This is a genomic window from Burkholderia lata, from assembly GCF_000012945.1.
Classification (GTDB): Bacteria; Pseudomonadota; Gammaproteobacteria; order Burkholderiales; family Burkholderiaceae; genus Burkholderia; species Burkholderia lata.
In genome coordinates, this window is the sequence record NC_007509.1 from 19,215 (window position 1) to 33,310 (window position 14,096).

General features: G+C 57.3%; 13 protein-coding genes and 1 pseudogene. 9 read left to right on the forward strand and 5 right to left on the reverse strand.

Features of this window, described 5'->3' with window-relative positions; all coding sequences use genetic code 11:
- Position 1: 1 nt before the first annotated feature.
- A complete protein-coding gene (locus BCEP18194_RS00075) occupies positions 2 to 784 on the reverse strand; it encodes a hypothetical protein (RefSeq protein ID WP_011349231.1) in 783 nt (260 codons plus the stop codon).
- Positions 784 to 2,163, reverse strand: coding sequence for a hypothetical protein (locus BCEP18194_RS00080; protein WP_011349232.1), 1,380 nt, complete (start codon positions 2,161 to 2,163; stop codon positions 784 to 786). The genes BCEP18194_RS00075 and BCEP18194_RS00080 overlap by 1 nt, the downstream gene beginning before the upstream one ends.
- A gap of 132 nt (positions 2,164 to 2,295) precedes the next feature.
- On the opposite strand from BCEP18194_RS00080, the gene BCEP18194_RS00085 reads away from it, so the two are divergent.
- Both BCEP18194_RS00085 and BCEP18194_RS00090 read left to right on the forward strand, forming a co-directional pair.
- Complete coding sequence (locus tag BCEP18194_RS00085) at positions 2,296 to 3,102, forward strand: helix-turn-helix transcriptional regulator (RefSeq protein ID WP_011349233.1); 807 nt, start codon at positions 2,296 to 2,298, stop codon at positions 3,100 to 3,102.
- Positions 3,103 to 3,412: 310 nt separating this feature from the next.
- A pseudogene (locus BCEP18194_RS00090) lies at positions 3,413 to 3,811 on the forward strand (response regulator transcription factor); the annotation flags it as partial.
- 114 nt (positions 3,812 to 3,925) lie between these two features.
- Here the strand turns inward: BCEP18194_RS00090 and BCEP18194_RS40930 are convergent.
- The gene (locus BCEP18194_RS40930) at positions 3,926 to 4,318 is read right to left on the reverse strand and encodes a hypothetical protein (RefSeq protein ID WP_157687076.1); all 393 of its coding nucleotides are present in this window, start codon (positions 4,316 to 4,318) and stop codon (positions 3,926 to 3,928) included.
- A 115-nt stretch (positions 4,319 to 4,433) separates the two neighbouring features.
- Here BCEP18194_RS40930 and BCEP18194_RS00095 point away from each other — a divergent pair, with 115 nt between their 5' ends.
- The 7 genes from BCEP18194_RS00095 to BCEP18194_RS00125 all read left to right on the forward strand — a co-directional run bounded on the left by BCEP18194_RS00095 (position 4,434) and on the right by BCEP18194_RS00125 (position 10,683).
- Positions 4,434 to 4,724 carry a helix-turn-helix domain-containing protein gene (locus BCEP18194_RS00095; protein ID WP_041492531.1) on the forward strand — a complete coding sequence of 97 codons (291 nt, stop codon included), beginning with the start codon at positions 4,434 to 4,436 and terminating at the stop codon, positions 4,722 to 4,724.
- Between the two features lie 503 nt (positions 4,725 to 5,227).
- Positions 5,228 to 5,584 (forward strand): helix-turn-helix domain-containing protein, encoded by a 357-nt coding sequence (locus BCEP18194_RS00100; protein ID WP_011349236.1) that lies wholly within the window; start codon positions 5,228 to 5,230, stop codon positions 5,582 to 5,584.
- Between the two features lie 282 nt (positions 5,585 to 5,866).
- Positions 5,867 to 6,502, forward strand: a complete 636-nt coding sequence (locus BCEP18194_RS41945; RefSeq protein ID WP_011349237.1) for a TnsA endonuclease N-terminal domain-containing protein — start codon at positions 5,867 to 5,869, stop codon at positions 6,500 to 6,502.
- Complete coding sequence (locus BCEP18194_RS00110; protein ID WP_011349238.1) at positions 6,483 to 8,432, forward strand: Mu transposase C-terminal domain-containing protein; 1,950 nt, start codon at positions 6,483 to 6,485, stop codon at positions 8,430 to 8,432. The genes BCEP18194_RS41945 and BCEP18194_RS00110 overlap by 20 nt, the downstream gene beginning before the upstream one ends.
- A gap of 10 nt (positions 8,433 to 8,442) precedes the next feature.
- A complete protein-coding gene (locus BCEP18194_RS00115) occupies positions 8,443 to 9,351 on the forward strand; it encodes a TniB family NTP-binding protein (RefSeq protein ID WP_011349239.1) in 909 nt (302 codons plus the stop codon).
- Positions 9,348 to 10,316 (forward strand): TniQ family protein, encoded by a 969-nt coding sequence (locus BCEP18194_RS00120; protein ID WP_011349240.1) that lies wholly within the window; start codon positions 9,348 to 9,350, stop codon positions 10,314 to 10,316. The genes BCEP18194_RS00115 and BCEP18194_RS00120 overlap by 4 nt, the downstream gene beginning before the upstream one ends.
- Before the next feature lie 130 nt (positions 10,317 to 10,446).
- Positions 10,447 to 10,683 carry an antitoxin Xre/MbcA/ParS toxin-binding domain-containing protein gene (locus tag BCEP18194_RS00125; RefSeq protein ID WP_041492379.1) on the forward strand — a complete coding sequence of 79 codons (237 nt, stop codon included), beginning with the start codon at positions 10,447 to 10,449 and terminating at the stop codon, positions 10,681 to 10,683.
- Between the two features lie 630 nt (positions 10,684 to 11,313).
- Here BCEP18194_RS00125 and BCEP18194_RS00130 read toward each other — a convergent pair.
- Both BCEP18194_RS00130 and BCEP18194_RS00135 read right to left on the reverse strand, forming a co-directional pair.
- Positions 11,314 to 12,555 (reverse strand): PucR family transcriptional regulator, encoded by a 1,242-nt coding sequence (locus BCEP18194_RS00130; RefSeq protein WP_011349242.1) that lies wholly within the window; start codon positions 12,553 to 12,555, stop codon positions 11,314 to 11,316.
- 263 nt (positions 12,556 to 12,818) lie between these two features.
- Complete coding sequence (locus BCEP18194_RS00135) at positions 12,819 to 14,096, reverse strand: cytochrome c (protein WP_011349243.1); 1,278 nt, start codon at positions 14,094 to 14,096, stop codon at positions 12,819 to 12,821.

A 14,096-nucleotide genomic window follows, 5' to 3' on the forward strand; every position in this document is an offset into this window, starting at 1 on the left:
TCTATATTGAGTCAATGTCAATTCCGGTCAAAATCGACGTAGCCATCTTGTACTTCTTCGAGCTGGCATCTGTCACGAACTGCTGCAACCCGCGCTCGTAATTCCGCTTGATCTCATATGCAGAAAGTAATGTCTGTTGATACAGATCTTTGGCGATGGTTGTGAGGAGTCCGGCGTCGAGCATGAGGTTCACGAAGCGCCTGCAGCGTCGCTCTCCCTCGGCGTGGCTGGCTTTCTCGAACGTTTTGAATACTGCATCGGCAGGAACTTCATTGCGATCCAAACCTTGTCGCAAGTCCTCGAAATGGCTGCGGACTCGGCCGAGGAATACATCGAAGTCGAACATACCTTTAGGATAGGTCTGCATCTGAGATGGCGAGCGTTCCTGGTCTGTATAGATGAGATCGAGGTGGACTAACCACAGATGGACGAACCACGCTGCTGCCTCCCGGGCGGGCTCGTTTCCTTTCTCTCGCATCGCTTCGATCACGACTCCGGGTGAAAGGACGCCAGGAGGTTCGCCCTTCCCTATATCTCGAGCCAACAGAAAGACGCGGCCACCTTTGGGTAAGGCCGGAATTGCATCCCAGTCGAAATCGACGAACCCCAACCGCATTCCGGCGAACATCCGGTCGAGCGAGCGCCGTTCGTCGGGAATCATGGACGTCAGCAGTTTGGCCACCGCTCTCTCTTCGTCGCTGCTGCGTCCGCTGGCGGGGCGTGTTTCGACGATGCGGTGCTGGAGCAGATACGCAACGACTCGTCCAATATCTTCCGTGTCCACTACGCCTCCTCCATGACCATGACTAAGTTATCAAATGTCAGTCGTCCGATAGCGTCGCTTTCAAAAACATCACGACCACTGCCGAGGCGCACAACGATATTCAAGTCGGCACCGAGCATCGACGGGTCACAGTAAGTGCCGATCAATGCGCTTAGATCGTTCATGCCACTCGAACCGAGTCGAATCCACTCGTGCTTCAGGGCATCCGTGAGGGAAAGTGGCCCTCGGCGAAGCTCGGTGAGAATCGCCGCGCCGTGTTCCGCAACGAAGCTGATAGCCCTGACACCAATGTCTTCCGTGCCATGGGCGTCTACGTCTTCTTCCCGGGTATCGGCAATCTGTCGAGGTTCGACGATCCCAAGGAAGTCGAAGATGCAGGGCATGGGTTGCCTTAAAGACGTTGGGCCGAAAGAGCAGATCAATGCAAAATACAGCCGTTCCTGGAATGGTTGGGCAGCCAGTGATGTGGACAGATCGATGAAGGACACGGTTTGGCATACGGGGCCGTCTACGGCGAGACTCTCGTCGACAAGTTGTGTGAACGACTCCAGCAGCTTGAGCGTTTGTTCCGCGACCCGTCGTAAGTGCTCAATTGCGTATCCGTGACCGAAAGACGGTTTGCCGATCCGATCCATCGCGCCGATCCAGGCTTGAAATTCGTTTCTTGTCGATTGAAGGGAAAGGAATTCGCTGGCCTCCATGAGGATCTCGGTGGCCTCTTCGATTTGCTCCTTGATGACTTCTCCCCGCTCCTTGAAGAACGCCTGAACGCCATTCAGTCGACCGCCTTCCCGGCGAGATTCGATTTCGAGCCTGAACGCCCTCAGGACATCGATAATGGCGGCCGAGAGTTCGGTGATCTTCCAGAAATCACGGGCTTTGATTGCCGTAAGGAGGTTCTTCGCAGATCCGGCAATGTAGGCGATGTCACGCACATTTGCCGCCAGTCCCGACGCGGTCCGACCAGCTGGCGCGAGGCGATAGGCATCCGCCGTCCGCGAACGCTCGACGAGATTGGTCTCTTTCGTCGAATTGATCGGCCTGCCTCCATTGTCCATCCGCTCGACGAACCATAGTTCCGCAGGTGTCGTGAGCACGGACAAGACAAACCTTACATCCTCATCGGTAAGCCCGGCAATTCGCTTCTGGAGCGCTTCACGGACCTCCGTTCCGGAGACAAACCCACCCACGACCTCGTTTTCGCGTTCGCGCAAATACTCGATCACTGTCAGGCCTACATCTAGCCATAGCCCGTTCTGGTTCCCCGTCCGAGCTTCTCGATACAAATCGTATTGGCTCGCCGCATGACCGGCCGTGCGATTGCTATCATGCAAATCGATCAGACGAGCAGTTGATGCAATGAGGGGAATCCAGTCCATTATGTTTTTGTGGTGGGCAGTCTGTTCGATTCTCTTCCGTCGATAAATAATATGTCGTGTAAAGCTACATATCGATCAACCTAACAGGTCGTACTAGGCTCCGCAACCTGTTAACTTCGACAGTTCTCTCGTATGTCTAAAGATATCTCGTCACCTGCTGCGGCCGATCTCCCCTTCACGGTTCGTCAGCGGCTGGAGCACATTGAACGATGCTTGCTCTGGAAGGGGGAACTGCAGCGTGCCGATCTCGTGGATCGCTTTGGTGTGAATCCTGCCCAGGCGGCAACCGATTTCAGCACCTATATGGCAGTTGCCGTCGGCAACATGGACTACAACAAATCGCGAAAGCGGTATTTGCCAACCCCCGGCTTTAAACCGAGGTTCATTCAGCCCCAATCACTAGACGAGTTTGTGCCGATGGCGTCGTCGTTGGTGCGAGTTGAGCCTTGGCCTTTGCCGCAGCGCGCAGCTTCTTCTGAGACGCTGCAAGCTGTAGTCAGGGCGATTCGCGAGAAGGAGGCGCTGGAAGTCCGCTATCAGTCCATGACGGATCCGAAGTCTTCGTGGCGCTGGCTTTCGCCTCATGCATTTGCGTCCGACGGAGAGCGGTGGCATGTGCGTGCCTTCTGTCATAAGCATGAGGAGTTTCGTGACTTCGTTCTTGGTCGCATCATCGCCACTCGACGGACTAGGTCGACCGATGTGGTCGCGGATCAGGATACCGATTGGCAGACTTTTGCGACCGTCATCGTGAAACCGAATCCTCAACTATCCGAAGAGCAGTGCGCAGCCATCGCGGCCGAGTACAACATGCCGCGAAGCCAGAAAATGGAATTACGGCTGCGACGCTCGATGCTTTTCTATTTGGAAGCTCGGTTCATGCCAAAACCCGACTGGGTGGCAGAAGCACATCAATTGATTGTGGCGGAAATCAAGTAGGGTTTGCGCAACAACGATCTGGTGATATGACCAACTAGCACAAGCAGCGGACGAGAGGCATGTACGCTGCCAGCTTCGATGCTGGGTTTTTCCCGCGGCGTCACCAGATCGTGAATGATCGGGCTCGGAGGCAAGCAAAGCCGCCCCAGGCGACAACCGACTGATCGCGGGTACACCGGGTCTAAGCATTTCGGCGAGACCCGTCGTATGTCACGTGGGCAATTGTTGCTCTACGTAGGCGGCGTCTTGTCAAATCCCTCCGCCATAGGTGCGTGGCAGAATCAATCTGACATGCGGACCTTTGGAGAACATCGTACGTGTACTCGTCATCGAAGACGACGCCAGCATCGCGACCAACCTCTACGACCATCCGGAGGGTGCCGGCTACGGGGTCGACATGGCCATGAGCGGCCCTGCCGGCCGGAAGCTGGCCGTGTCGCAGACCTGGGACGCAATCCTGCTCGGCACGTCGCTACCGGGCATGGACGGGCTGACGTTGTGCCGCAAGCTGCGCGAAGAGAATCATCGTGATACGCCGGTGCTGATGCTGATGGCGAGGGGCACGCTGGATGACAAGCTCGACGGGTTTGGCCACGGCGCCGACGATTATCTCGTCAAGCCGTTCTCGCTCAAGGAAGTCGGCGCGCGTCTCGGCGCACTGGTCAAGGGCTACCGCGGGCAGGTTGCCGAGATCGCGCTGTGTTGGGCCCCTGGTTCCCTGATGCTTCCTGGCCAAGATGCTTGTTGTCTCGCGCCCGTAGTCTTGGACCAGCGCAACTGACGACGGCTGGTTGGGCCTGAACAGTGACACTACCCTGAATGCTTACCATCCGAGGACATCGGGACGATTGGTTCCGCGGCCCGTAAATCGATTGTTCGTGAGCGTGTTGCGGATCAGGGCCGCTTCGGTGAATTCGATCCCTAAATCGCACTTGAGATCGTTATTACTTATTGTCGAACTCTGTCCGCTGGTTCGGATGCATACGGGCGCCTCGATGACTGAGTTGGTCACTACCACCGACCATCCCCGAATTCCAACAGAGTCTGAGATGACGTGAACATTGTTGAAATACACGCCGCTGACCGGCCCCCTGATTATTTCGCGCCCCATCTCATCCCGCTGCTTCCCATCTGATTGTTTCTGAGGCTGCTGCGCTACGGCCAAAGGATGTGCGCTTAACGAGGCGGACATCACGATCAGAAGTATGAAGCGCATGTAGCCATCCCGCGAATGATCTGACTGCACAAGGTTCCCTAGGTCTGGTAAGTCGCATCGATACGTGACGCAAAGACCGTGGATGCGAACGCATCATATCGGAACCATAGAGGCCATGCCAGCCTCGCTCAAAGGTCCAGATCCGAATCAACGACTTGTGTCGTTGCGGGATGTGCTTGCCTTTAACGTGCGGGTGGTTCGAGTCAGAAACATGCTCAGTCAAGAGCAACTCGGATTCGCGGCCGACCTGGACCGAACGTTCATTAGCCAGGTGGAGCGGGCGCGAATTAATGTGTCCCTGGATAATATTGAACGCATAGCGCGCGCATTGGGCGTAGCTGCTTACATTTTGCTTCAACGCCCAGATGAGACACCGGCCCTGGTCGCAGAAACCCAGCCGAAGTAGTAGTCACCTCATTCGAAGGCCGGCCCAGAGGTGAGATTGGAGCGCAGAGACACGCGCGTTCAGACTCACGCTGAAGCGATTCCTCATCGCACGGGCATCAGGTCGACTCCGCACGTCATTTTCAATCCAGCTCAACTTGCACTAAAAGTGTAACTTTCGCGCAACGGACTTGTGCTGGCCGGCGGGCGCCGTTCATCTGTCGCCGGATATCTGTGCGTGGTTTGAACACCTATAGATCAATTTTTCGCGATTTCCCCATCGGTTACGCCCAGAAGTTTAACGAATGAATTGACCCTATTCGGGAAACGCACGAGCCGGCACTTGTACAAAAAGGGAAATTATTTTCTTCTTCTTTTCGGCGTTTCCGTAACTCGGTAGTCTATTTTTTGCTCTCGGGAGGCTTCTTCTGCCGCCCATGTCTTGCAGAAAAAGAAAAAATTTACTTGTCCGCCGGCTGGGTCACCACATACATTGAGAGATAGGACACGTATAGGTGCAAGGCGATGACTCCGTTTTCAAATGCATTGGTGTACTACCGAAAGCGAGCAGGTCTTAGCCAGACGAACGTGGCCAAGCAACTTGGGGTCGCGATTCAATATCTATGGAAGCTCGAGCGTGCGATTAAGCCGCCGCCGTCGACCGAGCAAATCGAGCGGATTGCAGCAGTACTCGGCATGACCGAGGCCGACATTGCTTCACTGCTCGAGGCCGCACTCGACTCGCAGAGGAGGGTGCGGCTACCTGACGACCTGCATTCCGATACATTGCGTCTGATCAATCGCCTGGTGCGAGCATCGACGCGTCTGAACGTTGACGAAGTCACCATGCTTGATGAACTGGTGACGAGGCTGGACCGGTAACGTCATCAGAAAATGCTCTTCCTCATCAACCTATTGATTTAGGAGTACTGCCTATTCGATAAAAAAGAAAAAACCAACCCTTTACGACGGATTGGTTCTTTCGACCCGGTGAGTCGGGAAATACTGATGCCTTGGTGACTTCAGTATAGCTCCCTTCTCGTTCGCGTCAAGCCCCAGCTCGTCTCCTCGTCGCGTGGAAATGACATCCGCGCGGCCGGCGCTCGTCCATTCGGACTGGCGCCCCCACATCCACGCGCCCTGAAGGGCGCAGGAGACATCATCATGCCTTCGTACGATACACGCAGTGGCGGGAATTTTCGAGGTTTCACGCCTTCCGTCAAAAACGCTTGCTCGATGCCTTGGTACTCGCTTGCCGAAGAGGCGTCGACCCTCTTGCTCGAATTTAGTCCGGACGTACTGCGCTTTCGCGGTGCGCAAGATAGAACATTTCTTCTTCGCGAGGCCGGCCAGACTTTTCGATACACGCCCGACTACCAAATTGTGCGTCGCGACGGTTCGACTGTATTCGTCGAAGCCAAGCCTGCAAAGGATTTACAGAAGCCTTCAGTGCAGGCTCGTATGGCGCGTGCGAGAGCCGTCCTCGCGGAGCATGGATACGCCCTCTTCATCTGGGATGAACGTACCTACATCTGCGGCACGCGCCACGAGACTCTGCGGCTCTTGCGGCCGTGGCGGGGGCGGATGTCGGCCGAACGGATTCGGGAAGCACAGTGGCTCGTTGAAAAGACGCATCCGAAAACTTTCCGAAACCTTGTGCATCTGGCCCGTACGCGTGATGTCGCGTTGACATGGATCGCCAACGGCGCCGCGGGTATCGATCTCGATGTGCCGCTGACCTCCGACGCAGCCATTTACGTCGCTCCTTCGGAGGTGCGCCATGCAGAAATTTTTGCTTAAACGTGGCGTCGAATTCCAGGAGGGCGAATACGTCTGGCGCGTTCAGGGTGGACTTCCCGATGGTCGAATCGAATTCAGCTCTGACTATAACTCGCCGATACGCATACCCGAAACTGAAGTCTGGGAACGACACAGCAACGGGCGATGGTCGGTCAGAATCGAGTCGCTGCTCGAGACGGGAGCGTCGCCGATCATAGTCGCTCGGCGAGACGTTTCGACCTTCGAAGAAAAAGATATCGTTGTGATGCGCGCGAGGCTTGTCTACCTGAGAGCTGTCGAGGAAGCGAAATGTTCGCGCGTTCGCGAGGTCGAAACCGTCATCAGACGGGTAGCGTGCGAAGTTGGTGCATTAACGCCACCAAACTATCGAACCTTCTGTCGCTGGAAAAAGCGCTATCAGCATTCACGTGATGTCATGGACGTGGTGCCGCGACATGAAAACAAGGGGCGACGTGAAATCCTTGAGGGTCCGCTGCTCACGCTGGTAGAAGATGTCATCGAAACGCACTACCTGAACGACCAGAAACTGAACGTTGCTCGATTGTTCGATCGTGTAGAGGAGGCCATTGCCTTACAGAACGAACGCGATCCTGAAAATCCGTTGCCAACGATCAGTAGAGCGACGATTTATCGTCATGTCGAGAAACTGAACAGCTATCTCGTTACCGCGGCCCGGGAGGGTCGCACCGAAGCACTGAAGCGATATCGACCAGTGTTTCGTCGCCTCAAGACAAAAAGACTTAACGAACGGTGGGAGATCGACCACACGCCGGTGGACTTGATGTGCGTCTGCGAACGAACGCGCATGGTCATCGTTCGGCCGGTTCTGACGGTGATCATCGACGCGCACACTCGCATGGTGATGGGATTCCATATCGGAGCGCGCTCGCCCGGTCAAGAGGAGGTCGGATGGGCAATGCGAATGGCCATGCTCAGCAAGCGTGATCTGTTGAATCGACTAGGCATGGGACATCTTGAATGGCGGGCGCGAGGCGTGGCCGAGATGGTCGTCGGTGACAACGCGTGGGAATTCCATGGATCGGCCATGCGCGCAGGCTGCGACGAGCTGGGGATTTCACTCATGTACTGCCCAAAGCGGGCACCATGGTTCAAGGGCCGCGTCGAGCGGTTCATGCGCACGATATCGGAACAACTCTTCCATACGATTCCTGGGACAACTTGGTCGAATACCACGGAACGTGGAGAGTACCCGTCCGAGAAGCTTGCGTGTGTCTCCCTCGACGAGCTGACCGCGCTGGTGGTGCGCTGGATTGTGGAGTGCTATCAGCACGCGCCGCATCGTGGCCTGAAGAACAAGACGCCGCTTCAGGCCTGGCAGGAAAGTGCACGGCTGACACCCATCTACATGCCGGCCGATCCCGACCAACTCTCCATCGCGTTCTCGGACGACATCATGCGTCCGATCACGAATAGCGGTGTGACGTTTGATCACCTGTCTTACAACTCCAGCGCGTTGCAGTTGCTCCGTCACAGCATCCCGGAATGCGAAAAGGTCAAGGTTCGGTATTTCAACGAGCAGACCGGCTATGTCTACGTCTATGACACACGACAGAAGGAATACTTTCGCGTTGATTGTACCGATCCGGATTACACGAAGGACTTGACCAGATGGATGCACAACGAAGTCACCGACGGCATGCGCAACAGCCGCATCGATATCAGCTCTGTCTCGCTTCGGAAAGCACGTATTCGTCTCGCGGACGACATTGCTAGGGCGGAGCTTGATCAGAAACTCAAGAAGCGTAAATGGGTTGCGCAGATCAAGGGGAAGTCGAGCAAGGATCCTGTGTCGGGAGTCGATGGTGGAATGGGCGTGGACGATTCCGTCAGATCCGATCAAGTGGATCCAGCGGTCGTCAAATTCAATAGTATTCCTGAATTTTTGGTCATGAAGCGTACAGAGCGGTAAGGAGAAAATCATGAAGCGATTTAATGTCCGTAAAAGCATCGTCGAACACCCCGACTTCGTTGCTGCGCTCAAGAGTATCGAGGACATCCACCAGTGGCTGCGGGAATCTGGCGAAGCCGGTTGTCTGGCGACGGTCGGGGAGTCCGGCGCTGGGAAGTCCACCGTACTCGAATGCTATCGAGCTCGGTTTCCGATGCGGGAGGAGGTGCTACGCAGGCACGTACCGGTTCTGTATGTCATCGTGCCTGCCGTACCAACCGTCAGGTCGCTGGCCGAAGCCATTCTGATTGCTCTCGGCGAGCTTCCGCAAGCCGGTCAATCGAGTGCTCGCTTGACCGAACAGATTGTCAAATTGGTGCACGGTTGTGGCGTGGAGATCATCATGCTCGACGAATTTCAGCATTTTGTCGAAGGCGATCGTCGTTCGTTGAGGCAGGTCTCGAACTGGTTGAAGGTGCTTCTGGATCGGCTTCCGACAGCGGTCGTGCTTTCAGGGCTACCGTCGCTGCTTGGGGTGCTGAGGGTCAACGGACAATTGAGGCGTCGGTTTTCACGCGTGACGGAGATTCGGCCATTCGATGTTAGCACCCAGGAAGGCGCAGAGACATTTATTGGTGTTATGCAGGCACTCGCCAAAGATATGCCCCTGCCGATGGTGGATATCACCGATAAGCGAGTTGCGATGAAGTTGTATTACGCGACTGCAGGCTTGGTGGACTACATCTGCAAGCTGTTGAACGGCGCGTGCCTGATTGCCGAGCGACGCGGAGCGAAAAATGTCGGTCTGAATGACTTTGCAGAGGCGTTTCTCATCCACATCTGGAAGGACGCTCCGCCGGCACGCAATCCGTTCGATGCGAGGTTCAAGGGGGGACCGCTCGACAAGCCTGGTGAGCCGTTTGCGGGAGACGTGCAATGACGACCCCTCTTCTTCTTAGCGTTGCACCGCATCGCGGCGAGTCGCTCTCCTCGTTGCTACACCGCGTTGCCGAAGTCAATGGGTTGAGTGGGCCAGGAATGGTGCTGCGACGAGCGGGCGTGGCCGCTGTTCGGCCGCGCTTTCCCTCGGACGCTGATGCGCTTGCCAGAGTTTGCCGGCTTTCTCCAAAGTTGGTACGGGCGATCACGCCATTGACGGTGGGAGCGATCGACCGTAACGGAACGAAGCACGTCAAGGTCGGCATGTACGGCCATTGGGTCGAACCGAGTTTGGTTATGGTTGGAGAGAACGAGCGCGTGTGTCCGGCATGCATCGCGGAACACAAACATGTGCTTGGCGTGAACGCTTACGTATTCGCGACAAGCTGTGCCGTTCACGGTGTACGCCTTCTGGACCGCTGTCCGAACTGCAAACGTGAGTTGTCGTGCTTGCGCCTCAGTCTAACGCGTTGTCAATGCGGAAGTGATCTCGGCTCGGCAACGTGTCAGCCCGTGGAGCAGGGCGAAATGATGATAGCGAGACTCATCGACCGACGTTGGCGCATGAGCTTTGAGCGAGATGTGCCAAGTTTCCCGCACGATGCACCACTGGATTTTCGGGCACTTGATCTCGGAGAACTCCTGCGTGCGTTGTCGTTTCTCTATCGCACAAGTGGCGCGACAAACGGGTCACCGGACAAGGGGTTGAGGTCGAAGGCTATTCATGAACTTGCTCCTCGAATGCAGAAAGTCGGACGTGTGATGTTGAATTGGCCAATTGGCTTCACTGAGCTCGTGAAGGCAGAGCGGCTATATCGGCCTCGCTCAGTGTCTCGCGTGGTCGTGGCGCGAAGCGTTGAACATATCTCGTTGCGCTTGTTTACGGAGCTCCCCGAGCCGAAGTTCGCGTTCCTCCACACCGCACTTGTCGATGCGATTGATCGCAATGTGACTCGAGCCGTATAACACGGCCTTGTAGATGGACGGTGGCGATCCGATTTGGGTCGGATTGCTGCCGGCTTCGACATGAAACATTGAAGCTGGCGAGGTGAACATCATGAACGCGTGTCGTTGTGGCGCATGTAGATCCGATTGCATGATCAAGCGTTTGCCCGATGACGTCTGGAATAGGCTTGTGAGCCTTGTACAACAAATGGTCGATGAGTCCGGTGAGCCGGAGGGATTCGACGCGAGAAAGTGGTTGTGCACATGGCTGCACGAGGAGGTGCCATCGCTCGGATGGAAGAAGCCTGTTGCCTATCTCGATACCACTGATGGCGAGGCGCTGGTGATCGCGACGCTGAAGAGTTTGCAGTCAGGTGCCTATCGTTAGTGAGAACGTTGAACTGATCGTGAGTTAGATATGGAAAATCGTAGGTTTGGTTCTTGTCCCGCTGGTCTTACGAAGTCGACGTTGCGGCAACCGCTAGCGTTTCGCGTCGAATCCTATCTCGACGAGTCGCTATCGTCGGTACTTATGCGTCTGGTCGATGTGAATGGTCTTCAAAGTGTTGGAGCGTTACTGCGCAGCACCGGTTGCGTTGCTGTTGATGGTCCGGCACGCAGAAGATGTTCGATTGTCTTGCATGGCAGCGGTGTCCAGGGCGATTGGTGTACTACCTCAGGTGATCCGTAGGCGCTGCCATTGCAGTGGAGCGTCTGAAATCCATTCGTGCTGGAAGTGCATCACGAACTAGACCTACTTTCGGCCTGTGCCGCCCGCAGGACCTTAGACTGCATCGAGGAAAAGCCGTCGCTTCGCGTAATCCTGTGCTGAGCATATTCACGAATCCCGGCCGACCTTCATGCAGGTCGTGGATCTCGCGGTGCGCGTGCGCCATACACGCGGTTTCTGAGACGGTGCTACCGCGATACAGCTCGTCGTAGCCGGCGAATTGAGTGACATGCTTCTGCCGATGCTCGCCGCGCCAATCGGGCGTGGACCGAGCCCCATCGACTGCCGTCATTGGACCGTATTGCCCAGCTTGATCGCAATGTCGAGCTTCGAGATCCAACTGACGTCGTCCAGGCGCGCGCCGAGAATATTCTCGATGCGCTCCAAGCGGTAGTTGAGTGTATTGGGGTGGATCCCCAATACACTCGCGGTTGCCTTTCGTCGCTGAAGCTGATCGAAGTAGGTTCGAAGCGTTTTGAGCAAGTCGGGTTCGCGGGCGAGTCGTTCGATCAGAGATGTCAGGTAGGCAAACGCACGTTTCGTGCCGCGTATGCATTCCTCTACGGCGATTTCGGAATACAGGCGCACGCGTTCCTCGTTGAGATGGTTCCGACCGAAACTGAGCGCCCGGCCAGCCTCATCGGCGGACATGGCCCAGCCAGACGCGCCTTCGCCTGGCAGGCCGACGCCGATCGCCTTGACTTCAGGTAGCGTATCTGCGATCGATGCAATCTGCTTGGCCATCTGAAGATCGTTCGCCCCGATCATCGCTTCGGGCCGCACGGGGATCCACATGAGCAATTGTTCGCGAAACCAGATGTCGAAAATATTGTCGACGGGGAGTCTGAGGCACTGGGCGGCTGCCGCCACGATGCGGTCGATCTCATTCCTGATGGTGGCCGAATTGTTGTCGATCAACTCGATGTCGATGGCCAAGGCCACTCTCGGCACTGCCACGTCGAGGCGTAGCGCCGCGGCGGTTTTATTGAATCCCTCTGTGTCGTCGGGGAAGTTGAGAATGATGCCATGCAGCTGATAGCGCAACGATTCTCGCCAGCGGGCCTGTTTGTATTGCTCTTCCAGAAAGGTCTGCGCGATTTCCTGCGACAGGATGTCACAGAACTCGAGCAGATACGGTGAGATTCGGAGCAGAAGTTCGTCGCGAAGGGCGTCGTTCTCCCCGGCCACTCCGATATAGACGCACCACAGTTCGCGAGATCCGAGCCGGAATGCGCGCAACAATGCTTCAAGCGGAACACCTTGGTAGACGCGTCGGCGTCCGTGTGCGCGGAACCCTTCAAGCGCCTCCTCGGATGGCATCTTGCCCGATACGAGGCTGTCGAGCCAGAGCTTTGACGACAAGACGATCGTATCCCGGACATCAAGCAGCGTCGTCGCATCGAGGTCGGCATAGGGCTTGATGTTCATCAGGGTGTTGTACACGCGTTCGACGAAGGTATCGTTGTGCTCGGCAACGCTAGCGGTCCACTGACGCAGGGTTGGGGAGATTTCGGGGATGGCGGTTGTCATACGATTTCGCTCCTAGCGAAGGCTCCGCGCGGTCGGGCAATGCTCCCGGTTGCTTGAATGGTACGTCCGGGGCGATCGTGCTGCTGAAGATAAATGACACAAAGGTTCACGAAGCAGGGTGGGAAATCCAGCAGGCATGATTGGGTGCTACGAATTGATTGACCCCGGTATGCGTAATGTCTCGATGTCGGGCGCTGCGACAACAGGCCCAATCGGTCATGTCGACCGGCTGGGCCTGTTGTCGGTGGATGCGGTGCGCGACGTCAGCGCAGCTTCGCGACGTCCTGCTCGGTCACCTTCGCGGCCGGATTGCCGAACTGCCCGGTTAGGTAGTTCGTCAGCGCGGCGATCTGCGCATCCGACAGCTCGTGGCGGAACGCCGGCATCCCGACGTCCTCGCTGCCGGCCTTGCGTTCCACGCCGTTCAGGATCACCTGCACGAGGTTGGTCGGATTCGATGCGCCGACCGTCGAGTTGTGGAACAGCGGCGGGTAATAGCCGTCCGGCGTGCCCTTGCCCTGCATCTGGTGACAGGTCGCGCAGTTGCCGAGATAGAGCCGTGCCGGATCGATGCCCGACGACGCGAGCGCGACGCCGCGCAGCGTCAGGCCATCTTCGGCCGGCTTGCCCCACGACGAGCGCGACTGCTTCGCATCGCCGCTGGCGACGGCCGGTACCGTGCGAATGTACGTCGAGATCGCGCCGATGTCGGCTTCCGTCATCTTCGAGAAGCTGTGCTCGACCGCCTCGGCCATCGGGCCGGCCGCCTGCGCGAGACCCGGCACGCTACCGGTGCGCAGATACTGGACGAGCTGCTGCTGCGTCCAGCCGCCGATCCCCGCGTTGGCGTCGGACGTGATGTTGTAGCCGTCCCAGCCCGCGAGCACCGAGCCCGACAGGAAGCTGCCGCCCGTCTCGTCGAGCGACTTCTCCTGCATCGCGATGCCGCGCGGCGTGTGGCACGTGCTGCAGTGAGCGAGACCCTGGACGAGATACGAGCCGCGGTTCCACTCGGCGCTCTGCGCCGGCTTCGGTTCGTATGCGCCGTCCTTCAGGAACAGCCAGTTCCAGATTTTCAGCGGCCAGCGCATGCTCAGCAGCGCGGGGATCTCGTTCTTCGGCGGCGCCTGCTTGACCGGCTCGACGCCGTGCATGAAGTACGCGTACAGCGCCTGCACGTCGTCGTCGTTGATCTTCGCGTACGACACGTACGGCATCGCCGGATACAGGTTGTCGCCGTTCTTCGACACCCCGTGGCGCACCGCGCGCTCGAAGTCCTCGGCCGACCAGTTGCCGATGCCCGTCTCGGGATCGGGCGTGATGTTGCTCGTGTAGATCTTGCCGAGCATCGGGATCGGCATGCCGAGACCGCCCGCGAACGGCTTGCCGCCCTTCGCGGTGTGGCACGCCATGCAGTCGCCCGCGACCGCGAGATATTCGCCGCGCTTGACCAGCGCCGGATCGGCCGCATCGGCCGCGCGTACGAGACCCGGCAGCGCAAGGCAGCCGGCGAGGAGGAAGGTGAGAGTAGATTTCCGCAC